Annotated in this window: 19 protein-coding genes, 1 other RNA gene and 1 pseudogene; 3 read left to right on the top strand and 18 right to left on the bottom strand. The window is 61.1% G+C overall.

Annotation, left to right across the window (positions count from 1 at the left end):
* Nucleotides 1-43: 43 nt before the first annotated feature.
* From I1M21_RS07190 to I1M21_RS07135, 12 genes are all read right to left on the bottom strand, one after another.
* Nucleotides 44-1,207, bottom strand: coding sequence for a double-cubane-cluster-containing anaerobic reductase (locus tag I1M21_RS07190; protein WP_195193033.1), 1,164 nt, complete (start codon nt 1,205-1,207; stop codon nt 44-46).
* Between the two features lie 76 nt (nt 1,208-1,283).
* Complete coding sequence (locus I1M21_RS07185; RefSeq protein WP_195193032.1) at nt 1,284-2,069, bottom strand: ATP-binding cassette domain-containing protein; 786 nt, start codon at nt 2,067-2,069, stop codon at nt 1,284-1,286.
* Entirely contained in the window at nt 2,059-3,054 is a 996-nt protein-coding gene (locus tag I1M21_RS07180) for an ABC transporter ATP-binding protein (protein ID WP_195193031.1), read from the bottom strand. The genes I1M21_RS07185 and I1M21_RS07180 overlap by 11 nt, the downstream gene beginning before the upstream one ends.
* Nucleotides 3,055-3,057: 3 nt before the next feature.
* Nucleotides 3,058-3,888, bottom strand: a complete 831-nt coding sequence (locus I1M21_RS07175) for an ABC transporter permease (protein ID WP_229025676.1) — start codon at nt 3,886-3,888, stop codon at nt 3,058-3,060.
* Nucleotides 3,885-4,838, bottom strand: coding sequence for an ABC transporter permease (locus I1M21_RS07170; protein ID WP_055309594.1), 954 nt, complete (start codon nt 4,836-4,838; stop codon nt 3,885-3,887). The genes I1M21_RS07175 and I1M21_RS07170 overlap by 4 nt, the downstream gene beginning before the upstream one ends.
* 88 nt (nt 4,839-4,926) lie before the next feature.
* Nucleotides 4,927-6,537, bottom strand: coding sequence for an ABC transporter substrate-binding protein (locus I1M21_RS07165; protein WP_195193029.1), 1,611 nt, complete (start codon nt 6,535-6,537; stop codon nt 4,927-4,929).
* Between the two features lie 184 nt (nt 6,538-6,721).
* Complete coding sequence (locus I1M21_RS07160) at nt 6,722-8,005, bottom strand: double-cubane-cluster-containing anaerobic reductase (RefSeq protein WP_138340013.1); 1,284 nt, start codon at nt 8,003-8,005, stop codon at nt 6,722-6,724.
* A gap of 430 nt (nt 8,006-8,435) precedes the next feature.
* The gene (locus I1M21_RS07155) at nt 8,436-9,506 is read right to left on the bottom strand and encodes a sulfate/molybdate ABC transporter ATP-binding protein (protein WP_195193028.1); all 1,071 of its coding nucleotides are present in this window, start codon (nt 9,504-9,506) and stop codon (nt 8,436-8,438) included.
* 3 nt (nt 9,507-9,509) lie between these two features.
* Complete coding sequence (modB, locus tag I1M21_RS07150; protein WP_271763084.1) at nt 9,510-10,991, bottom strand: molybdate ABC transporter permease subunit; 1,482 nt, start codon at nt 10,989-10,991, stop codon at nt 9,510-9,512.
* 118 nt (nt 10,992-11,109) lie between these two features.
* Nucleotides 11,110-11,985: a molybdate ABC transporter substrate-binding protein gene (modA, locus tag I1M21_RS07145; RefSeq protein WP_195193027.1), complete on the bottom strand. Its 876-nt coding sequence runs from the start codon at nt 11,983-11,985 to the stop codon at nt 11,110-11,112.
* A gap of 203 nt (nt 11,986-12,188) precedes the next feature.
* Nucleotides 12,189-12,668 carry a MogA/MoaB family molybdenum cofactor biosynthesis protein gene (locus tag I1M21_RS07140; RefSeq protein WP_195193026.1) on the bottom strand — a complete coding sequence of 160 codons (480 nt, stop codon included), beginning with the start codon at nt 12,666-12,668 and terminating at the stop codon, nt 12,189-12,191.
* A 10-nt stretch (nt 12,669-12,678) separates the two neighbouring features.
* Nucleotides 12,679-13,941 carry a molybdopterin molybdotransferase MoeA gene (locus I1M21_RS07135; RefSeq protein WP_195193025.1) on the bottom strand — a complete coding sequence of 421 codons (1,263 nt, stop codon included), beginning with the start codon at nt 13,939-13,941 and terminating at the stop codon, nt 12,679-12,681.
* 210 nt (nt 13,942-14,151) lie between these two features.
* Between I1M21_RS07135 and I1M21_RS07130 the strand changes: the two genes are divergently transcribed.
* On the top strand, nt 14,152-15,573 hold the full coding sequence (locus I1M21_RS07130; RefSeq protein ID WP_195193024.1) for a chloride channel protein: 1,422 nt from the start codon (nt 14,152-14,154) through the stop codon (nt 15,571-15,573).
* Between the two features lie 87 nt (nt 15,574-15,660).
* Nucleotides 15,661-16,623 carry a diacylglycerol/lipid kinase family protein gene (locus I1M21_RS07125; protein ID WP_195193023.1) on the top strand — a complete coding sequence of 321 codons (963 nt, stop codon included), beginning with the start codon at nt 15,661-15,663 and terminating at the stop codon, nt 16,621-16,623.
* Nucleotides 16,624-16,710: 87 nt separating this feature from the next.
* Here I1M21_RS07125 and I1M21_RS07120 read toward each other — a convergent pair.
* The 4 genes and pseudogenes from I1M21_RS07120 to I1M21_RS07105 form a co-directional block, all read right to left on the bottom strand.
* Nucleotides 16,711-17,022 (bottom strand): annotated as a pseudogene (locus I1M21_RS07120) (peptide chain release factor-like protein); the annotation flags it as partial.
* A 153-nt stretch (nt 17,023-17,175) separates the two neighbouring features.
* Entirely contained in the window at nt 17,176-17,754 is a 579-nt protein-coding gene (locus tag I1M21_RS07115) for a xanthine phosphoribosyltransferase (RefSeq protein WP_022095227.1), read from the bottom strand.
* Nucleotides 17,755-17,914: 160 nt separating this feature from the next.
* Nucleotides 17,915-19,219, bottom strand: coding sequence for an MFS transporter (locus tag I1M21_RS07110; RefSeq protein ID WP_117765861.1), 1,305 nt, complete (start codon nt 19,217-19,219; stop codon nt 17,915-17,917).
* Between the two features lie 141 nt (nt 19,220-19,360).
* Nucleotides 19,361-20,644 (bottom strand): O-acetylhomoserine aminocarboxypropyltransferase/cysteine synthase family protein, encoded by a 1,284-nt coding sequence (locus I1M21_RS07105; protein WP_195193021.1) that lies wholly within the window; start codon nt 20,642-20,644, stop codon nt 19,361-19,363.
* Nucleotides 20,645-20,874: 230 nt separating this feature from the next.
* Between I1M21_RS07105 and I1M21_RS07100 the strand changes: the two genes are divergently transcribed.
* Nucleotides 20,875-21,321, top strand: a complete 447-nt coding sequence (locus I1M21_RS07100; RefSeq protein ID WP_229025675.1) for a C-GCAxxG-C-C family protein — start codon at nt 20,875-20,877, stop codon at nt 21,319-21,321.
* Nucleotides 21,322-21,388: 67 nt separating this feature from the next.
* Here I1M21_RS07100 and I1M21_RS07095 read toward each other — a convergent pair whose 3' ends face one another.
* Nucleotides 21,389-22,027, bottom strand: a complete 639-nt coding sequence (locus I1M21_RS07095; RefSeq protein WP_195193019.1) for a YigZ family protein — start codon at nt 22,025-22,027, stop codon at nt 21,389-21,391.
* 225 nt (nt 22,028-22,252) lie between these two features.
* Nucleotides 22,253-22,614: RNase P RNA component class A (rnpB, locus tag I1M21_RS07090), an RNA gene on the bottom strand.
* Between the last annotated feature and the right edge of the window lie 357 nt (nt 22,615-22,971).

Genomic DNA, 22,971 nt, shown 5'->3' with positions numbered 1-22,971 from the left:
CGCAAGCGACGGTTTGAGGAGCAAGATCCGGCGCCTGAGGAAGCTAGAGGGTTTCGATGAAGGCGGCGATGCGGGTCTCGATCTGGCCCATGTCGCCGTTGCTGTAATCGGTCTCGATCTTCATGTACGGAATACCCGCACCCTCGACAGCCTCCTGCATGCGCGCACTCTCCACGTTAAAGGTGTGGCACGCCTGGAGCACGCTCTCGACCACTCCATCGACGTGGTATTTCTCGCACATGGCCAGGGTGTTGTCCATACGACCGTCGTTGGGCGTCATGACCGAGCAGTTGATATCCAGGTAGCGGTCGGCGATGGCGCGCAGGATGTCGGGAGCCTCCGGGTCGATCATCATGGCCGCCGTACGCTCGCCCGAGCAGTCGTCCATGCAAACGACCACGCCGCCGTTGGACTCGATGGTGCGACCGATCTTGTTGATCACACCGCCCACCGGGCAGCCGGTGATCAGAATGCGCTTGGCATCCGCCGCAACCGGGCGCTCGCCCGCGTCGTAGGCCTCGCGCAGCTTGGCAACCTTTTGCTCCAGCTGCTGCGTATAGGCCTCGATATCAAAACTAAACGTACCGGCAAACATGGTGCTCATCAGGTCGACGCCGCTCATGGCCGCCGGCTGGTTGGCCTGCAGCGCAAACATCTCGAGCTGGGCCGCACGCAAGCGGTTGCGACGACGGACGGCAGCGCGCAGGTCATCGTCGGTAATCGTGATGCCGTAGAAGCCCTCGAGCTCCTCCTTGAGCAGGCGGCACTCCTCGTACCAGCCCTCGCGCTCGTAGGCGCGGTCGCGGCCCTGCGGAAGATGCAGAATGTGCGTACGCTTGAGCTCGTTGAGTAGCTCGTACATCTTCTTCTTGCCGTCGCAGGTGGTCTCGCCGATGATCATGTCGCTAAAGTACGTAAACGGGCACTTTTGCGAATAGGCAAAACCGTACGTCGACTTGATGAGCGGACAAAGATTTGCCGGCAGCACCTTCTCGGCCTCGGGAATCACCTCATCGGACGTACCGCACAGCGCCACGCTCACAGCCCCCGCGGCATCGATAATCTCGAGCGGCGTATAGCTGCACAAAAAGCCGACCAGGCGATTGCCGGCCTGTTTGTAATCCTTGACGCGAATAAACGCCGCCTTGCGTTGCTCGTTGAACTCCTCAAACGTGGACGGCAACGGCTGTTCCTCGATATCGGCCATAGTAGTTCCCCTCTCTTGCACCGATATACCGACAATTAAACAACGAATCCACGTCATACCCAAAAGGAATCATCCTCTAGGGAATGGCGTCGATAAGCTCCTGCGTATACGGATCGCTCGGGTGCGCGATCACGTCCTCGGCCGCGCCTTCCTCGACAAGACGACCGTGGTAAAGCACGCCAATCCGGTCGGACATATGCCGAACCACACGCATATCATGCGTGATAAACAGCAGCGCCACGCCCGTCGTGCGCTGCAGGTCGCGAAGCAAGTTGAGCACTTGGGCCTGAACGGACACGTCAAGCGCCGAGACCGGCTCGTCGCATACCACAAGGCGCGGCTCGCAAATAAGCGCCCGTGCCAGATTGAGTCGCTGACGCTGTCCCCCCGAAAGGTCGTGCGGATAGCGGTCATAATGCTCTGCCAGAAGACCGACCGAGGCCAGGGCCGAGAGCGCGCGCCCATGGCGCTCATCCGCATCGCGCACGCCGGCGATAATCAGCGGCTCCTCCAAAATGCGGCCGACACGGTTGCGCGGGTCAAAAGCCGTAGAGCTATCCTGGAATACCAGCTGGATCTCGCGGCGGAACGGCTTGCGTTCGTGCTCCGACATCGTGGCGAGGTCGTGCCCGCGATAGATAATCGAGCCGGAATCCGCACGCTCGAGACCACAGATCAGGCGCCCAGTCGTCGACTTGCCCGATCCGGATTCGCCAACCAGGCCATAGACTTCGCCCGGCGCGATCTCAAACGACAGATCGTCCACGGCAGTAAAGGCCTGACGCTTAAAACCTGAGCCCGGCATGGGATACGCTTTGGTCAGATGTGAGACCCTAAGCAGGGCTTCGTTATCAACAGCCATGGCACTCCCCTTTCTCGACAAGCCAGCATTTAGACCGGTCGCACGCATTCACGGCAACCAGCGGAGGCTCCTGCGCGCGGCAACGCTCGTCCGCCCGGGCGCAACGAGGCGCAAAGCGGCATCCACAGGGTATTGCCGTAAGCGGCGGCACTGTGCCCGGAATATCCGCCAGCGTGTCAACTCGCTCGCCTTCGAGCGGCGGAATGCTCGCGATGAGCCCCTGGGCATACGGGTGGCTCGGGCGCTCCATAAGGCCGCAGGCGTCGATCTCTTCTACGATTTGGCCCAGATACATGACGTGCACGCGCGAGCAGATGCTCGTGACGACACCCAAATCATGGCTGATAAAAAGCACCGCCATGCCCTCGGAACTGTTGAGTTCGCGCAGGAGATCCAAAATCTGTTTTTGAGTCGTCGTGTCGAGTGCCGTGGTGGGCTCATCGGCAATCAGCAGTCGCGGATGACCGGCAAGCGCCATGGCAATCATCACGCGCTGGCGCATACCGCCGCTAAAATCGCCCGGATACATGTCGAAGCGAGCCGCGGCATCTCGAATTCCCACACGCTCCAACAGCGATAGAGCCTCGTTGCGGGCTTCGCGTCGGCTCACCTTACGGTGGGCCCGCACGGCCTCGACAACCTGGGCCCCGACCGTCATGACGGGGTTAAGCGAGCTCAACGGGTCCTGGAAGATCATGGCGATGTCGCAGCCACGCACCTCGCGCATACGCTTGAGCGGGCGCGCGAGCAGGTCCTCCCCGTCAAAGAGAATCTGACCGGTATAGGCCATCTTCTGTTCATGCTCCAAGAGGCGCACGACACTCTGGGCAAACACCGACTTACCGCAGCCGGACTCGCCGACAACACCAACGATCTCGCCGGCATCGATATGTAGGTTGAGTTTGTTGACGGCTTCCAGCGCGTTGCCATCGCGGCCCAAAAACGAGATGCAGAGGTCGCGCACGTCCAAAAGATGCTGAGCCATGGACTAGTCCTCCTTGGTCTTGGGGTCGAGGGCGTCGCGCAGGCCGTCGCCGGCCAGATTGAGCGAAAGCACGCTCGCGATGATGGCCGCTGCCGGGAAGAAGATCATCCACCAGGCTTTGCGCATCACGTTCTTGCCCGCCTGCAGGATGTTCCCCCAGCTGGCGTCGGGTGCCTTGATACCCAGGCCCAGAAACGAGAGGGCGGCCTCCGAGAGCACGGCCTCGGCAAAGACAAAGGTCGCCTGCACCAGGAAGGGTGCCATAACGTTGGGCACGATATGCAGCCACACGATGCGCGCGGTCGAGGCGCCCTGCACGCGCAGGGCCTCCACAAAGGGTTCCTCCTTGACCACCATCGCACGCGAGCGCACGATGCGCGCCATGCTGGGCGTATAGACGATGGAGAGCGCGATGATGACGTTCCAGACCGAGGCACCCATCATGGCCATGAGTGCGATGGCCAGCAGCACGCCCGGAATGGACATAAGGCCGTCGCAGATGCGCATGAGAATATGATCGAGCCTCTCGTTGTAGCACGCATGGGCACCGATCACCAAGCCGAGCGCACTCGTCGCGAGCGTGACGGCAATGCCGACGCCAAGCGACACGCGCGCGCCCACGATGACGCGGGCAAGCGGGTCGCGGCCAAAGTCATCGCAGCCAAAGGGATGCGCGGGCGAAGGTGCCGAAAGTCGCAACGCCATTTCCTGCGCATTGGGATTAACCGTCCACACCAGCGGACCGACGAGCGCGATCAGCGCAATCGCCAGGAAAATGCAGCCGCCGACCACAAACCCCTTGTTGGCAAGAGCCTTCTTAAAGTTTGTCATCATGCATCGCCCCATTTGCGAGCGCGCGGGTCAAAAGCGCCGTAGGCAAGGTCGACGGCCAGATTGATCACCGAATTCAACAAGGCGATGACCAGCAGCACACCCTGAATCACCGGATAGTCACGACGCTCGATAGAGCTCGTGACTAGCTGGCCCAAACCAGGGATGTTAAAAATGGCCTCAGTCACCACGGCGCCCGTAATCAGGGCGCCAAAAGAATAGCCGACCGAGGTGAGAATCGGCAGCGCTGCGTTGCGCAGGGCATGGGCCAGCACCACGCGAACCTCGGAGACGCCCTTGGCACGCGCCGTCTTGACGCAGTCGAGCTGCATGGCCTCGATAACGCTCGAACGGGTCATGCGCATGAGCAGGGCCGCCTGCACGCATCCAAGCGATATGGCCGGCAACGCAAGATAACGTAAATGGCTGAACCAACCCTTCGATAGCGGCGCATAGCCGGCCACCGGGAACACACGCAACGTGACGGCAAACAGCCACATAAGCATGAGCGCCATCAAAAAGCCGGGTATCGCCACGCCCAAAAGAGCAACGACACGCAAGACCGCGTCGGTGCGCGACCCATGTTTGAGGGCAGCGACGACGCCGCAGGGCAGTGCAATCAACAGCGCGATGAGCTGCGCCAGAAGCGCGAGCGATAGCGTGGGGCCAAAGTGCTCGGCAATCGCCTGCGTGACGGGCTGGCGCATAAAATACGAATCGCCCAGGTCGCCGGTAAGCACGCCGCCCATCCACTCAACGTAGCGCTGCGGCAGCGGCTCGTTGAGTCCCAGGCTATCGTTGACGCGCTCGATCTGGTCGGCCGAAGCCTCCATGCCGAGCATCGAAGAGGCCGGGTCACCCGGTGTGAGATAGATAATCAAAAACACGACGACCGAGATGATGAGCATCACCGGAACCATCGCGCCTATACGTTTGAGCGTGTACTTCAACATGCGAGGCGTCTATTTCCCCTCTGAACGTGGACAGGGCGTGGCGGCCACAGGGGACCAGACCCCTCCAGCCGCCACGCCATCTATTGCATTACTCCGGACGCTTGGCGTTCCAGATGATGGCGCCGTCGAGCACCTCGACGTCCTCGACGTCTGCCTGGGTGCCCGTGATGGAAGCGTAGTGGCAAAGCGGCTCGATGACGGCGATCTCATAGAGACGCTCCTGAGCCTCGGCCCACTTCTTGGCCGCGGCGTCGGTGTCCTTGGCGGTGCGGGTCTCGGCAACGAGCTTGAGCGCCTTCTCGTCGGACAGGCCATAGAAGGCCTTGGAGACCGAGAGGGACTGGGCCGGGATGGGCTTGTAGTTGGTGGAGGCCACAAAGAGGTCCCACTGCTCGGGCTTGCTGGAGCGGATGTCCATAAAGGTCGCGAACTCGTAGCTGTCGACCTCGGCGGTGAAGCCGGCCTTCTCGAGCTGCTCCTGCAGCGCGACGGTGGCGTTGTACATATCCTTGTAGTCGGGGGTGGTCAGCAGCTTGACCGTCTCACCGGCATAGGAGGTCTTGGCCAGGGCCTTCTTGGCGGCCTTGGCGTCGGCCTGGTTGAAGTACTTCTTGCCCGCGTCGGTCGCCCACTGAGTGTTCTCGGGGTTGCCAAGGTTGGGATCGATGTTGAAGAGCTCCTTCTCGCCATAGGCGGCAAGAGCGGCCGCCTCGCAGTCGATAGCCATGAGTGCGCACTTGCGGATCTCCTCGTCGGCGAAGACGCCCTCGTTCATGTTGAGGAAGGCGGTCAGAACGCCGGCGTTATGGGTGTAGAGCTTAACGTCGTCGTTGCCGTCGAAGTCGTGGTAGTTCTCGGTGGGGATCTCGCCAGCGACATCGTACTCGCCGGTCTCAAACCCGCTCACGCGCGTGGAGGCCTCAGTCACGAACTGATAGTAGATGTCCTTGGTGGGCGCGGAGACCTTGCCGGTGTAGCCCGAAGCCTTGCCGTGGGCGGCGACATAGTCCTCGTAGCGGGTGAGATGGACGTACTGGTCCTGCTTCCACTCCACAAACTTGTAGGCACCGGTACCCACGTACTCGGTCACGCCGGTATCGCCCGCGGCCTCGATGACCTCGGAGGGGAAGATGCCCGGATACTGGGAGTGGTTGCCCAGGATGATCAGAAAGTCGATGGCGGGCTCGGTCAGCGTGCAGGTGACCTCGTGGTCGCCCGAGGCGGCGAAGGTGGCACCGGGCAGCAGGCTCGCGGCGCGGTCGTTGACGGTGAGCCAGCGGTTCATCGAGGCCACGACGTCCTCGGAGCCAAACTCCTTGCCGTTGTGGAAGGTAACGCCCTCGCGCAGCTTGATGGTGTAGGTCAGGCCGTCGTCGGAGACCTCATAGCCCTTGGCCAGCACGGGCTGGGGCTCGTAGTCGCTATCGAGGCCAAAGAGCGGCTCGACGACGTTGCAGATGATGTCCATGGTCACAAGCGACGACGTGGTGTGCGGATCGAGGCCGTCCGGGCTCGCCGGGAGCGCGATCTGCAGCTCGTCGCGATACTCCACATCCTGGCCGGAGGCAGCGGCGCTACCGCTCTCGGCGCCCGAACCGCCGCAGCCGGCGAGGCCGAGGCCCGCCATGGCGCACAGGGCAGCGGAGCCGGTCAGAAAACCGCGACGGGAAACGCCCGCCTTGAAAAGGTCGTTGTTCATTGAGTTCCTTTCATGTCTGAACAAACAGATAGAATCTGCCGGGACGGCGGAAATCCCCGCCCCGGCAACTATGCGAAGCCGATCGGCGCCCTGCGGTGCATCCGGACACCGGCCGGCGTGGCAACAGAGAAATCCCTATCGCGTAGATAGAAACACCCGGCGGCACAGCTTAGCGCAGGTGCGGCTAAATCGTCTCGAGGAAGGCCTCGATGCGGGTCTGGAGCTGACCGGCATCCTCGCCGGCGTAGTCGGTCGTGATGTGCATAAACGGAATGCCCGCCTCCTCGGCGGCCTTCTCCACGGCAAACGACTCCATCTCGTAGAGCGTGCAGAACTGCAGGGCCACGTCGACGATGCCGTCGGCATGCAGGTCCTTGGCCATCTGGACAATGTCCTTCATACGCTGGTCGTTGGGCGTAAAGACGGCGCAGTTGATCTTAAAGTAGCGCTCGGCGATGGCATCGAGCATCTCGTCGACCGTCTCGCCGCTCTCGTCCACCAGGTCCTTGTAGTAGCGCGAACCCGTGCAGGACTCCTCGCCCACCACGACGCCGCCGGCCTTCTCGATGAGGTTGAACAGCTTCCAGTTGGGCACGGCCATGGGCGTACCGGTGTACAGGATGCGCTTGGTCCCCTTGGGCGCCACGCCCTCGCCGGCCTCGACACGCTGCTCGCACTCAGCCGCCATATCGTTGATGGCTCCGGTCAGACGCGGTGTGTCGTCCATAAAGGCGGCCTGAACGGTCAGCAGGCTGTCGAGACCGCTGATGGGCGCCGGGTCGGCAGCGCGGGTCGCAGCGAGGCGCTGCAGGGCGCGGCGCTTCTCATTGACGGCGTGGATGGCGGCCTTCAGACGCTCGGGCGTAATCTTGACGCCGCACTCGTCCTCGATCTTGGCGGCGAGCTTTTTGACCTCGGCCTTCCAGGTCACGAGCGTCGACTCGTCGTGCACGTTGGGAATATCCATGACGTACATGTTCTTTTGCGTTGCAAAGAACTCGTAGGCTTTCTTCTTGCCATCGCAGGTGTTCTCGCCTACCACCAAGTCACTCGACTCAATATAGGGGCAGACCTCGCCCAGCTTAAAGCCGGCAAAGCTCTTGATAAGCGGGCAGGTGTTGCGCGGCAGGTGCTCCTCGACCTTATCGGTTGCCCAGTCGGCACCCGAGCACAGACCCACGGGAATGCCGTCACAGGCAAGCACGATCTCCTCGGGCACGTACACGCAGAACGAGCCCACGATCTTGGTGGCCTCGCCGGCCTCCTTCTTGTCGAGCATCTCCTTAATGCGACCGCTATGGATGTTGGTGGCCACAAAGTCCAGGTAGGACGTGGACTTGGGGCGATTGTTCTGCGTAAGGAACATATCGCCGTACATCTGGCCCACGGCGCCCAGCAGCATATCGTGGTCGGCAAGATTCATGCCGAGGCTCTCCCACATCGGATGGAAATCAAATTCTTCAGCCATGACGGTTCCCCTCTCGAACCAAATACGGATAGCTACGGTATTGCTGCACGACGGACGGCGATTGCCCGGCCGTGCTCAAACCCGGAATTTTAGGGAACCTGCTTTGCGGTCGATTATTTAGTTGTGCGTCGTCTCTCCCGGAGCCGTGAACATACCTGCTCATATGCGACTCCGAGCCATATACAGGGCGCGCGCGGCAACGCGGCGAATGTATGTCGTCTGCGGCATGTGCGCACCCTCCTTAACCAGTCAAGGTCAACTATATCAGCGGTCATCGTCCAGACGAACACCGTTGACATTCGTACGACAGCCTCGCGTGCCGTCGTTTAATAAATAATTATCTTGATTGATAAGAGTCTGTCATCCCTCATTCGGCGAACGGCAAAAACAAAGCCACCGAGGCTTATATCCCCGACAGCATTACCCGACGCTATCGACAAACCAAATGGATCCTGCTGGCATCAAAATGCATGCGCAGCGTCTCGCCTGCTTGCGGCAGCTCGTCGACAGGCATGCCCACCTTGTTGACCTTCCACTGCAGACGCGTGGGCGCATCAGCACGCGGCACGTCCAGCAGCACCAGGCGCTCAAAGCGCGAATCGCTCACTCGGGCCACGTGCAAATCGTAGCTGTTACGGCCCCGCTCCGCGCGATTGTCAACATGGAAGTAGCTTGCGCGAATGCCCAGGTACGCCACATTATCGGGAACCTCGCGACCCACGTTAAAGGTCATGCCCCAATCGAGCGCCTCAACTTCCTCGGGCCCGATCTTGCGCGCCCGGCTTGTGTTCTTGCACCCCGTCAGGCGCAGCGCCGCCAGCGTCTGCGGACGACGGACCACGTCCTCGATGGAGTCGATCTCCTCAACATGCCCGTCGTGCATCACGCAGATGCGCTGGCAGAGGCGGCACGCTTCATCGATGTCGTGGCTCACATAGATCACGGTGCGGTTGCACACGTCGAACAGGTCGAGCATGTTCTGCTCGAGCGCGCTCTTAAGATAGGAATCGAGCGCGCTCATGGGCTCGTCGAACATAAAGATGCCCGGATGCGCCGCCACCATACGGGCAAGCGCCACGCGTTGCTGCTGCCCGCCCGAGAGTCGCGCGGGGTAGCGGTCGGCAAAATCGGCTAGACCGAAAATGCCCAGATAGCGCTCGGCCAGCCTTTTGCGCGCCACGGCGTCGCCCGCATCCTTTACACCGGCGCATACGTTATCGGCCACCGTCATGTTGGGAAACAGCTGATAGTTTTGGAACAGCAGGGCGCATTTTCGCTCCTGGGGCGACAGGTTGATGCCCGCCGCCGAGTCAAAAAAGGTCACGCCGTTGACGACGATCTTGCCCTCGTCAGGCGTCTCCACACCGGCAATGCAGCGCAGTGTGCAGCTCTTGCCGCAACCCGAGGCGCCCAGCAGCGCCACGCGCTCCTCGCCGGCCTCGAGCTGCATGTCGAGCATAAACCCGGGATAGCGCTTTTTGATATCCAAAACGAGCGACATAGCTTATCGACCTCCCTGCGGCGCCGCATCATCGCGCATGAGCTCGGCCAGTGCCTCGCGATCAATACGCAAGGCATCGCCGCCCGCCGGGTCGAGCGAATCGCCCTGTCCGGCGAGATCTTTGGCCTGTTTGCGCTCCGCACGGGAAAGGCCCCGCTCGCGATACTTTTGCGAATGCGCGGTGTACATGTTGATGAACAGAATGACCAGGAAACTGAACACGATCACGACGGCGACCCAAAAGAGGGCCACCGATGTGTTGCCGCCCATCCACTCAAAGTAGATGGCGATGGGGATGGTCTGCGTAATACCGGCGTAGTTGCCCGCAAAGAACAGCGTGCAGCCAAACTCGCCCATCGCGCGGGCAAAGGCGAGCACCGTGCCGGCGGCGATGGAGGGCCAGCCGAGCGGCATCATGAGCTTGGCAAAGATGCGACGTTCGGACCATCCCAAGGTTCGCGCGGCGTCGAGCATCTGCGTATCGAGGCTCTCGAAGGCACCGAGCGCCGTACGGTAGACCAGGGGAAACGACACCACCACGGCAGATATCACCGCCGCGGGCCACGTAAAGACGATCGAGACGCCGTGCGCGATAAGCCACTGGCCCACCCCGGTCGAGCGGCCAAACAGCATAAGCAGCAAAAAGCCGCACACCGTAGGCGGCAGCACCATAGGAATCGTAAAGACCGAATCGAGCAGGCCCTTGATGCGGCTCGTAGTACCCATGGTCTTCCATGCGGCAAACAGGCCCAGTGCAAAGGCAATCACCAGGGCAAGGCCGCTCGTTTTGATAGACACCCAAAACGGACGGTAGTCGATACCACCAAAGAAGACTGCGGCGCGCTCCGCCAGCGACGGCGGCATCGTCGTCGACACGTCCGCATACCGCACGAGGGCGGCATTATCACTCCACAGGACGCCGTCACCCAAGTCAAGCTCGACATTCGCGGCGTCGGCGGCATTCACCACCGTGTAGTAATCGCCGTTGCCGCCCTTCACCTTAAACTGATAGCGGTAATCGCCCTGCACCAGCGCGTTATCCGAGGTAAAGACCCATTCGAGCTTAGAGTCCTCCAGCAACGCCCCACCCATGGAGTGCGACTTGTCGAGCCCTACGAGCATCTTCTTGAGCGCCTTTTGGTCATCTGCCTTTGAGATGTCGAACCCCGCGTCTTTGGCGGCATGGGCGTCGACCCAGACCACGATGTTCTCGGGCGTCGTCACCGTCACGAGGGTCGTCTTCTTGTAAATGAGAAATCGATAGCCCTCGGGCTGACCCGCAAACGAACGGGACGTGCCCTTGGCATTGCGCTCAAACGCGTTGAGGCCAAACCCGACACCATCGATAAGCGCGGAATCTTCGGTCGCCTGGCACCCATCGGCGGTGGTGAAGAGCGCCTCGGCCCGGGCAACTCCGGGCCGCGCGATCAGCGCGCACAGGACCGCAGCCAGCACAGCCAGCAGGCGAATCGTTTTTCTTGACACGGGCGACTCCTCAAACACACGGTAACGGCGCTGTGGGTACGCCGCTTCTATCTAAAAAGGGCGGGCGATCGCAAGAACGCCCGCCCTCAAGGATATCGTTATCCAGTGCTCTACCGCACTACTCGGAAAGCTCAAAGCCGTACTTGGCCCAAATCTTCTGGGCCTTTTTGTTGGTCAGGCAAAAGTCGATAAACGCCTTGGCCTCGTCGGCGTGCTCGGAGCTCTCGGCAACGGCACCCGGGTACACGATGGGCTTGTGCGAATCCTCGGGGCACACGAAGGCCTCCTCGATGCCGTCGTAGCGGAAGATATCGGAGCTGTAGACAAAACCGGCCACGCAGTCGCCTGTGGACACATAGGCGGCGGCGGTACCAACTTTGTCGGCCAGGGCCACCTTGTCGGCGATCTCGGGAGCATACTCGCCATCGTCGCCCTCGGTGCCGGTGTAGAGGCCCACGGAGGCCAGGGCCTGGTTGGCGTACTTGCCGGCGGGAACGGTCTTGGCGTCGCCGATGGCGATCTTGCCGTCCAGATTCGCGACGTCGGCGATGACCTCGACCTTGGTGTCGGAGCCCTCGGCGCGAATGATCACGAGATCGTTGACGAACATATCCTCACGGGTGTAGGCGTCGACGAGCTCGGCGGCCTCGGCATCGTCCATGGTGCCCTTGGAAGCGGTGATGAGCACGTCGACCGCAGCACCGGCGCGCATCTGCTCGACAAGGTCGCCGGACGCTTTGAACTGCGTGTCGGCAAACGTGGTACCGGTCTGCTCGGTGTAGAGCTCCTGAACCTCGGGCAGAGCCTTCTCGAGCGAGTTGGCGGCAAAGACCTGCAGCTCGACAGCCTTCTTCTTAGAGGAAGACTTGGCGGAGCCGGCATCGGAACCAGCGGGCTCGGACGTCTTGTTGCCCGAGCAGCCAGCAAGGCCAAAGCCGGCGGCAGCGGCAGCAGAAAGCGAGACAAAACCGCGGCGTGAAACCATATCGAACATATTCAACCCTTTCGGACCTTGTGCCCGGGTACCCCACCGCGGGCTTTAAACTGCAATCAGATTATACTTCTACGAGAATAATGATAGTGAGAAATTATTCTCGCCAGAGAATATAGTTTCGAGTTGCCGTGCACCTTGGCGTCGCTTCGGCGGAAAACAAAAGCGGAGCAGCCGTTCTGGTCGCCCCGCCGCAGGTAAACCGCTTAGTTGGTATGTCCGCCGCCCGCCGTCATTTGGGCCGCATGCTCCAGCTGATCGCTCACGGCCTCCCAGCTTTCGCGGGCCGCTTTCGTGGATCCCGGAAAGTTGATGACAAGCGTATGCCCACGCTGCATGCACACGGCGCGCGAGAGCATGGCGCGGCGCGTCTTGGTCATCGAGTAGGCACGGATTGCCTCTGCAATACCCGGCACATCGCGGTCGCAGACGGCACGCGTCGCCTCGGGCGTCACGTCGCGCATCGAAAGTCCCGTGCCGCCACAGGTGAGCACGACATTGGCGTGGCACTCATCGGCAGCTTCCACAATGGCATCACCGATCTCGCTGGCGTCGTCGCGCACGACCACATGTGAGACGACCGTCCAGCCCTGCGCCTTGATAAGTTCCTCGAGTGCGGCTCCAGCCTCGTCCTGAGCAAGATCGCGCGTATCCGAGCACGTCACGATCGAAATCTTCAACTCCATAGTCTTCCTCCTACAACACCGTGCCCTCGGGCAGGTCGACGCGCACGACGTCCACGACGTCGCCCGGCTTGAGCTCACACGGCCCTTCGTCAATACGCAGCAGGCAGTTGGCCCGCTGCATCGTGCCGAGCAGCGCCGAATTCTGCGTCTTGGCCTCGGTCACCAACAGCTCACCGGTCTCGGGGTCGCGCAAAACCGTGGCGCGATCGAAGAAGCGTCGGTCCTGGCGCTTCTTCACGCAGTGCGTGAGCGTCGCCTGCTGCACGGGACGCGCACCCTCGGAAAAACCGCGCATCTTGCGAATCGCCGGACGGGCAAGCATCTCAAAGCCCACATACGCCGCGGCCGGATTGCCTGAAAGCCCCAGGTAGGGCTTACCCCCGAGCAAGCCAAACGTGATGGCCTTGCCCGGACGCATCGAGATGCGATCGAACAGCACCTCGCCCTCGCGCCGGACGAGCGCCGTCACGTAGTCGTAATCGCCCGCCGAGGCGCCACCACTTGTAATGACAAAATCGCACTCTCGCGTGGCGCGATGCACCAGCTCGGCAATCGCCTGCTCATCGTCGGGCGCAATACCGTAGAACACCGGATCTGCCCCGGCATCGAGCGCCTCGGCCATCAGCGCCGAGGAGTTGGAATCGCGAATCTGACCGCGCGCCGGTACCTTACTCGGTGCGACCAGTTCCGTGCCCAGCGAGATAATGCCCACGCGCGGGGCGGCATGTACCTTCACGCTCGCGTATCCGGCGCTTGCCAGCAAGCCGGCGCCCGCCGGGGCCACGACCTCGCCGGCATGCATCACAACATCGCCGGCATGGGCCTCCTCGGCGGCAGAGCGAACGTTCTCCCCTACCTTGGCAGGCGCCGAGAAGCGAACGTGCGAGCCCTCGTTGCCATCGCCGTCGAGCACGCCGACGATCTCGTACTTCACCACGGCATCGGCACCTTCGGGCACCGGCGCGCCCGTCATGATGCGGACGGTCTCGCCCGCGCCGATTGTGCCCTCAAAGACATGGCCCGCGGCCTCGTGTCCTACGACGGAGAGCGTCACCGGAGTGTCACCGGCGGCCGCAGCAAGATCGGCTGCGCGCACGGCATACCCGTCCATGGCGCTGTTGGCAAACGGCGAGATGTCGATATCGGCCACCGCGTCCTCGGCCAAGGGAAGACCGGCGGCCTGCCACACGGGAATCTCGACGAGATCGGTCGGAGCAACGTGCGACAGAACAATCGACTGCGCGTCCTCCAGCGGAATGAGTTTCTCTGCCATATGCACCTCTTAATGCCACGGCGCACAACAGGGGCGCCGAATCTTTATGCTTGTCTCAGTATAATCCCCCGACGCACGACCGCGACTCGGCCTATACCCGCAAATACACCTGTCGGTTGCAGGCCGCGAAACAGAATGGAAACCAACCCACCGGCTCGTCGCGTTTACCGCGTTTTATAATGCTCGTGATGCAACCAAAAAGAGGAACGTATGGCTTTTACCGACAAACCCGAAAGCGCAAACGAGGCGCAGGATCATTCCCAGCCGCTCGACGACGGCGGCTTTTTCTCCCTTAACGACGTCATCATGGCAGGCAGGCATCAGATCACCCGCTCCGAGCATCTCTTAGCTGCCGACACGCGCCGCAACGTCCGCAACCTACTCGCGAGTGCCAAGCTGCTCGTACTCGTCGTCATCGTCTCGCTCGCCATGGGCGTTGCCGCTTGGGCGTTTTTGGCCTCGCTGAATATCGCGACCGACTATCGCGAGCAACATGCGTGGGTGTACGCGCTGCTTCCCGCTGTGGGCGTTGCCACCGCATGGGTCTACAAGAACCACGGTCTCGCCGCCAAGCGTGGTAACAACCTGGTCATTGACTCCGCCCTGGGCACACGCCTCATCCATATGCGCATGGCCGTCCTCACCTTCATCTGCTCAACGCTCACGCACCTAACGGGCGGATCGGCCGGTCGCGAGGGAGCCGCGGTGCAGATTGGCGGCACCATCGCCAGCAACATCTCGAGCCTCGCCCACCTCAAAAAGCATGACCACCACGACCTCATGCTCGCCGGCATCTCGTCGGCCTTTGGCGCCGTATTCGGCTCGCCCCTTGCCGGAGCTTTCTTTGGCATGGAGATGTGCTTTATCGGCAAGATCGACTACACGGCGGGCATCTACTGCCTGGTCGCCTCATTTACCGGCTACTTTACATCACTCGCCCTGGGTACCGAGTACGAAGCGAATGTCATCGCCAGCGTTCCCGGCATGACGCCGCGGACGGTTGCCATCGTTGTTATCAGCGCCATTATCTTCGGTCTGACGGCACGCCTCTTTGCCTGGTCGGTTCGCACGGTCAAAAGTCTGTACAGCCATTTTATTACGAACTACTTGCTCCGCGCGCTCGTGGGCGCGCTCGTGGTTTTGGCAGCCTACGCCATCCTCAACGCGTGGGACTATGCAGGCCTCTCCACTTGGCTTTCGGGCGCGGGCTTTGCGGGCAAAACAACGCTTGCAGATGCGGCCATCAAACTCGTTGTAACCGCGCTTACCCTGGGCGCGGGCTTCCAGGGCGGCGAGGTCACGCCCTTATTTGGCATCGGTGCCGCGCTCGGAGGCTGGATGGGGTGCCTCACGGGAGTCGACCCCAGCTTTATGGCAGCCCTCGGCACGCTCGGCGTGTTCTGTGCCGGCCTCAACGTGCCCATTACCACCTGCATGATGGCGATTGATCTGTTCCACGGAACGGCGGCAGGCTTTTTCGTTATCGTTGCCTTTATCAGCTATCTTGCAGGCGGACACCGTGGCGTGTACCCCGCCCAGCGCATCATCTCACCCAAGCGCCGTTCGCTTATTGTGGATGAGGGCGGTACGGTAGCGGATGCTATCGAGCGCCACAACGACCTGATAGAGTAGACGTAAATATTCGCCGTGCAGCCACAATCGGGGGCAATTCGACCTGAGCGCGACCGCACCGTCACGTCATACGCCGGGAGTCACCCCATGCACGCAACTGATTTTGGTCGCACGCTCATCATCGCCAACCCAGCCGCCCAGTCGGGTGCAGCGCGCGAAGTTGCCGAGCGCCTGCAGCGCTTTTTGGACATGACTGCACGCGCATCCCAGTTTGACCTGATGCTAACCGAGCGCATGGGACATGCCAAGGGACTTGCCGCACAGGCTCAGGGCTATCGCACCGTTATCGCCCTTGGCGGCGATGGCGTGATCCACGAGGTCGTCAACGGGCTTATGACGCAAGAGGAGGACGCCCGCCCCGCTCTTGCCGTCCTGCCCGTGGGCTCCGGCAACGATTTTGCCCAGACGCTCGACATCGACGATTTCTCCGGCAAGGATTTTGGCGCGCTGCTCACCTGCGAGCTGCAGCGTCAGGACGTCGGGCGCATTCGCTCGTGGAGCCCTGCAAGCGGCAGCGGCGAGGCTACCGTTGAGTACTACGACCAGACGCTTTCGGTCGGCATCGATGCCGCCATCGGCCTGGGCACCACCGAGCTGCGCAAAAAGACCGGCTTGACAGGCGCGCCGCTCTACACCCTCTCGGGACTTGAGCAGTTTGGCCTACGCTATCGCAACTACCCCATGACAGTCAGCTTTGACGGGACGCCTGCCGAGCGCGTGAGGGCGATCATCATGGCGATTCAGCTGGGCCCTACCTATGGATCGGGTTATCGCATCTGTCCCGACGCCGACCCCTGTGACGGTATATTCGACGTCTGCTACGCCTGCGGCCCCGTCCCTCGCGCGGTAGCCCTGCCTATGTTCCTTTCGGCCAAAGACGGCCACCACACCAAGCTGCCACCGGTTCGCATGCGCCGCTGTCGCCATGCTGAGCTTACCTTTGAGGAGCCCAACTACCCCATCCAGGCCGACGGCGAGCCCATTATCGCCTCGCGCATCGAGGTGGACATCCTCGCCGGCGCCCTCCACGTCTGGCGCCCCACCCGCTAACCCCACCTAAGTTGCGGTGAAATAGGGACTGTATATGCAGCTAAAGCCGCAAAACAGTCCCTATTTCACCGCAACTTATTGAGAAGATCATTCCTCCCCACCCGGCTTGCGACGGTTGGCTTTTTTAATGGCGTTGAAGTGCTTGTCATTGAGTCTGCGCTGGCGAGACCGCTGAGGCACCTTGGTCTTGACGCGGCGGCGCGGCGGACGGCCACGACGCTCAAGCTCAGCGCGCAGCTTACGCAGACAGCAGCTACGGTTCTGGAACTGACTGCGGCTCTCGCGCGCCGTCACGACAATCCCCGTGGGCCCATGCTTCATGCGTACCGCCGAATCAGTCGTGTTCACGCCCTGTCCGCCCGGACCCGTCGCGCGAAATACCTGCACCTCGCAATCGCGCGCCAAATCCTCGACCGACATCTCGGCATAGCGCGCATACTCGCGCCATCCCATCTTGTTCTCATCCATATCAACACCTCCCCTCATACAAAAAAATGTGACAAAGGGAAAGCCCCTTTGTCACATCGCATACCAATCGCTTATGTCGCGCGCTTAGGCGAAGGTGATCTCGCCGGTCTCACAGTCCATATCGGCGATACGGGCCAGGCTCTCGACGCGGAAGCCACGCTCGCGGAGCTTATCGCCACCGCCCTGGAAGCCCTTCTCCACCGCAATGCCAATACCGGACACCTCGGCACCCGCAGCCTCGCAGATCTTGATAAGACCCTCGAGCGCGCAGCCGTTGGCCAAAAAGTCGTCGATGATCAGGACCTTGTCGCCCTCGGACAGGAAGCGCTTGCCGACGATGACCGGGTACTCCTTCTGCTTGGTAAAGGAGTAGATGGTCGTGGCATACTGCTCGCCGTCAAGGTTGATGGACTGGGCCTTCTTGGCAAAGACCACCGGCACGCCGCCAAAATGCTGGGCTGCAATGCAAGCCATGCCAATGCCCGAAGCCTCGATCGTCAGGATCTTGTTGATCTCGACACCCTCGAACAGACGGGCCCACTCGGCGCCCATGTGGTCGAACAGCTCAACGTCGCATTGGTGGTTGAGGAAGGCATCAACCTTAAGGACGTTACCGGCCTTTACGATGCCGTCATGGCGAATACGATCCTCAAGCTCCTGCATGGCGCAACCCCTTCTCGCGGCAACGATACCGCGCGATTAATAAACGTTGTTCGATAGTCTACCACGGACCGACCCCCGACCGCCCCACAAGCCGTATCGCACCATAAAGCTGCAAGACCAGTAGACAGGCCCGATTCGTGGCAGACAGCCTCCCAACACGCTAATGCCGGGTGCGCGTCCTCACCAAACGTACCAATGTGAGCGCAAAGCCCACGGTAGCAACGGCCATCAGCACGTAGAATACCAAACGGAAGCCAAAGAGGAACACGTCCGGACGACCCGCCACATAGCTCGTGACCGTCTTGCCCATCGCCGCGCTCGTCTGTCCATACAGGATGCGCGACGCCGCATTAATACCCAGCGCTATGCCCGCATAGCGCGCCAAGCTGCTCAAGCTGCCCGCAAAGCCAAGCGCCTCACGCGGAGCCGAACCCATATACAGCGAATTATTGGGACTCTGGAAGATCGACGTGCCGCACGACATAAACGCGACGCAGCACACGATCATCAAGATGGAAGAGTGCTCGTCAAGCGTGCTCACCGCAAAGAGACCGCACACGTACACGCCCAGGCCAACGGCCGTGGGCGCTTCACAACCAACACGGTCGGACACCGAGCCCGAAAGCGGGCCCACAAAGGCATTCACGACCGGCATCGCCAAAAACAACAGGCCGGAGATATCGGAGCTAAAGCCGTGGGCATCCTGAAAGTAGAACGGCAGCACAAACTCGGAGGCACCGATACCCACGAACACGATAAGCATGCAAGCCAGGTTAATCGTGAAAGCCGAGCTCGCAAAGCAGCGACGCGCCGCCTCTGTCAACGGCATAGGGCGTTCGCCAGCCTCCGGCTTCACATGCGGCAGCGTATAGAGTCCCACGATAAACGAGATTACGCCAATGGGCAGATTGATAAGGAAGATGCTCTCCCAGGGAAAGCTCGCCACCAGCACGCCGCCGAGCACGGGGCCGCACATCATGCCAAGAGCCACAAAGGTCGCCAGAATGCCCATGGCACGGCCGCGCTCACGCGCCGGAAACGACTCGGTGATGATGCCCATATTGTTGGCCATCGCGGCGGCACAGCCAATGCCCTGCACGAAACGCGCCAAGATAAGCACCTCGAGCGAAGCCGAAAGCCCGCAAAGCAACGAGCCACCCGTAAAGACGATTACACCAAGCTGGAACACATTCACCTTGCCGCGCACATCGCCCAAGCGGCCAAACGGCAGCATGGCGACGCACGTCGCGAGCAGATACACCGAGCTCACGAGCTGAATGCGGTCGAGACCCACCCCCAGCTCCTTTTGCATCACTGGGAGCGCCACCGTCACGATGCTCGCATCCAGACACGCCATAAAGGTCATGACGAGCACGGTGAACAGAATCGCCCATTTATTCTTACCGTGGGTGTCGCCCTCTAGGGCAATGTGTTCGCGGCGCAGCTGCTCGGCAGTTTTCTCCATGTATATCCTTTCTATCGTGCAACGCAAAAACGGGACCCCAATCGCCTACAAACGGACACGATCGGGGTCCCGCCTACGGAATCGGAACTATGAGGACGTCGTCAGCCGAAAAGCCGTCCCACGCCTAGCACGCACGCTAGCCTAGCACTGCTCGAGCGCCTGCTCAAGGTCGGCAATCAGATCGGCCGTGTCCTCGAGGCCGCACGACAGGCGCACCATGTCGGCGGAGATACCGCAGGCGATGAGCTCCTCATCGTTCATCTGGCGATGGGTGGCGTTTGCCGGATGCAAGCAGCAGGTGCGGGCGTCGGCCACGTGCGTAGCGATCTGGGCGAGCTTGAGGCTCTTCATAAAGGTCTCGGCCGCCGCGCGACCACCGATAAAGCCAAAGCTTACGACGCCGCACGTACCGTTGGGCATGTACTTCTGAGCGATGTCATAGTACTTATCGCCCTCCAGGCCCGGATAGCTCACGAAGCGCACCTTGGGATGGCCCTGCAGGAACTTGGCGACCGCCAGACCGTTCTCGCAATGGCGCGGCATACGCACGTGCAGGCTCTCGAGCGAGCTGTTCAGGAAGAACGCCGCCTGCGGATTCTGCATAGGACCAAGATCGCGCATGAGCTGAGCGGTTGCCTTGGTAATGAAGGCACCCTCGCGACCAAACTTCTCGGCATAGGTCACGCCGTGGTAGCTCTCATCGGGCGTGGTGAGACCCGGGAACTTGTCCGCATGGGCCATCCAGTCAAACTGGCCGTGATCGACAATCACGCCACCCAGGTAGGCAGCATGTCCATCCATGTACTTGGTGGTGGAGTGCGTAACGATGTCGGCGCCCCACTCAAAGGGACGGCACATCACGGGCGTCGGGAAGGTGTTGTCGACCATCAGCGGCACGCCGTGGTCATGCGCGGCCTTGGCAAAGCGCTCAATATCGAGCACAGCAAGGGCGGGGTTGGCGATCGTCTCGCCAAAGACGAGCTTGGTATTGGGCTCAAAGGCTGCCTCGAGCTCCTCATCGGTGCAGTCGGGGGCGACGAACGTGCAGGTCAAACCCATGCGCTCCATGGTATGGGCGAGCAGGTTATAGGTACCGCCGTAGATGGCAGAGCTCGCGACCACGTGATCGCCGGCACCGGCCACGTTAAAGATCGCGAGGAAGTTCGCAGCCATACCCGAGCTCGTGAGCATAGCGGCAGTGCCGCCCTCCATCTCGCAGATCTTGGCGGCAACCAGATCGCACGTGGGGTTCTGTAGACGGCTGTAGAAGTAACCCGACTCCTCCAGGTCAAACAGCTTGCCCATGTGCTCGGACGTGTCGTACTTCCACGTGGTGGACTGGTAGATGGGCACCTGGCGCGGCTCGGCATCTCCCGGGTGATAGCCGCCCTGAACACATGTAGTACCGATGGTCTGCTCGCTCATATCTAGCTCCCTTGCCTAGGTTACGTTTTATTCGGTTCACGATACCGCTACCTTGCACCCCTCTCAACCCATCCCCAAGGTAGGTTATGGGACAAATTGATCAGGGGTATTTATCTCAAGCCTTGGGCATTTGCTCGATAGATAAAAACGAGGCATACATGAAGCTCTCGATGATTACATGCCCCGTCACGGGTACCATAGGCGGGTACACCGTGACCAAGGAGACAACGATGAAGCAAATCGATACGGCCCAGCTCGACATCAACGCCTGTCAGGCTCAGGCTGCCGAATACCACGCCCGTGGTTTTAACTGCGCACAGGCCGTCGCCTGCACGCTCGCGCCCGCCGTCGGGCTCGACCCCCAGGTCGCCTTTACCCTCACCGAGGGCTTTGGCGCCGGCATGGGCGGCATGACCGAAACCTGCGGCGCCATCTCGGGCGCCGTGGCCATCATGGGCTTTGTAATGAGCGACGGCATGGAAAACCCCAAGACCAAGGGCCAGACCTACAAGCTGTCGCGCGAGATCGCCAAACGTTTTGGCGAGAAGAACACGACGACCGTCTGCGGCACGCTCAAGGGCATCGGATCGGACAAGGGTCCGCTCCGCAGCTGCCCCGGCTGCATCGACGATGCCATCGAAATCGCCTGTGATGTGCTAAAGCAACTCGCCGAGTAAACGGCAGCAACATAAAACGACGGCCGGCGCGCTTGGGATCCATCCAAAAGCACGCCGGCCGTCGCCGTTAGAACTCGGCAAATTCGGGAGCGCCGACCTCAATCTCCTCGCGCCCCGCCATAAGCTCGCGCATCTTAGCGCAAAACGGCTCCTGCTCCCCCGCCTTAAACACCAAATGAAGTGTCACGGCATCCGCGTAATCGGTATTAGAAACCTTGGCACCCGAATCCTGCGCCAAACGAAGCACCTGCTCATACTGCGGATAGGCCACACGCACGTCAACCGGCACGACACTCGTCATCTCAACGATCTGCCCAGCCTCCTGAGCAGCTGCCACCGCCGCCTGCGTCGCCGCGGTATAGGCGCGCACCAAGCCACCGGGCCCCAACAGCGTGCCACCAAAATAGCGCGTCACCACGCAGCAAACATTTTTGAGCCCCGCACCGCGCAACACCTCGAGCGTCGGCATGCCGCTCGTGCGGCTCGGCTCACCGTCATCGCTCTGGCGCTCACGTCCATCGACCAAAATCCACGCGGGAACATTGTGTCGAGCGTCGTAATGACGTTTGCGAACGGTCTCGATAAAGGCATTCGCCTCATCCTCGGACTCAATATGGACCAGCTGGGCAATAAACCGGCTCTTGCGGTCCACAAATTCGCCCGAAACCTCAATATTCGATTGCAGAGTAAAATAGCTGTCCAACAAAGCCCCTCAACAACAAGCAAAGCAACAAACAGCCTCAATAATACGGCAAAGACAGCATCGTTGCCCTCGCCAACAAGAGCGGAAACGCCAATGATGCCGTCATCAACAGCGAGAACCCGTCAGTGCGAGCAAGGTGCCTTGAAAGACGAGGGCATTGACCTTATGGTCATGCCCGAAGGCTTGAAAGGCAGATTGCCGCGCTGACGGGTTCGCAGCGTCAACAAAGTGCCAAGTGGGCCTATAAGCCGGGTTCTGTCGTGAACGGTCATTTATCTTGTCTGCACGTTACCGTGCAGCTCCACGCACGCTACCCGAACGCGGACCGGGCCGGCCCATAACGTTCCTATTCGCGCTTGCTCCGGATGGGGCTTGCCAAGCCGCCGTGTTGCCACGACGCTGGTGGTCTCTTACACCACCGTTTCAGCTTTTCCCTTTACGCCTTGCGGCGCAGGTGGGAGTCTTCTTTTCTGCGGCGCTTTCCGTCGGATCACTCCGCCCGGCCGTTAGCCGGCATCCCGCCCTCTGGAGCCCGGACTTTCCTCACGCGTGCTGCAAGCAGCACATCGCGCGACCGTCTGGCCCACTCAGCAGTGCAAGAGTGTAACACACCGTTGCCGCAGGCAATGGCACAACGCAAACGCTCGACACGATATACCAAGAACCGCCATGCGCTACAATAATCCTGTCGATGGGCAACGTCGTCAGTCGAGACGCGACCGCGCTCCACACCCCTCCGTCTACTCGGTGTGTTCCCGCCTCCTCCCCGAGGCGGGATGTCGGCATTTTTCATGCACCAACAACCCAATAGCCCGTGGACAGCCCGTGGACAGCCCGGAAAGCATTGCGCATTTCGGCGCCAAATCAGAACCACCCTTAAAAAGGGTGGTTTGCTCTTAGGGTATAACCCACGGGCCCCGGGCTCGCGTCTAAAGGCGCGGGCCCGG

It is taken from the genome of Collinsella aerofaciens (assembly GCF_015546965.1).
Classification (GTDB): Bacteria; Actinomycetota; Coriobacteriia; order Coriobacteriales; family Coriobacteriaceae; genus Collinsella; species Collinsella aerofaciens_X.
The sequence above is the reverse complement of the archived record's forward strand: the minus strand, read 5'-3'. Positions and strand labels throughout refer to the sequence as shown.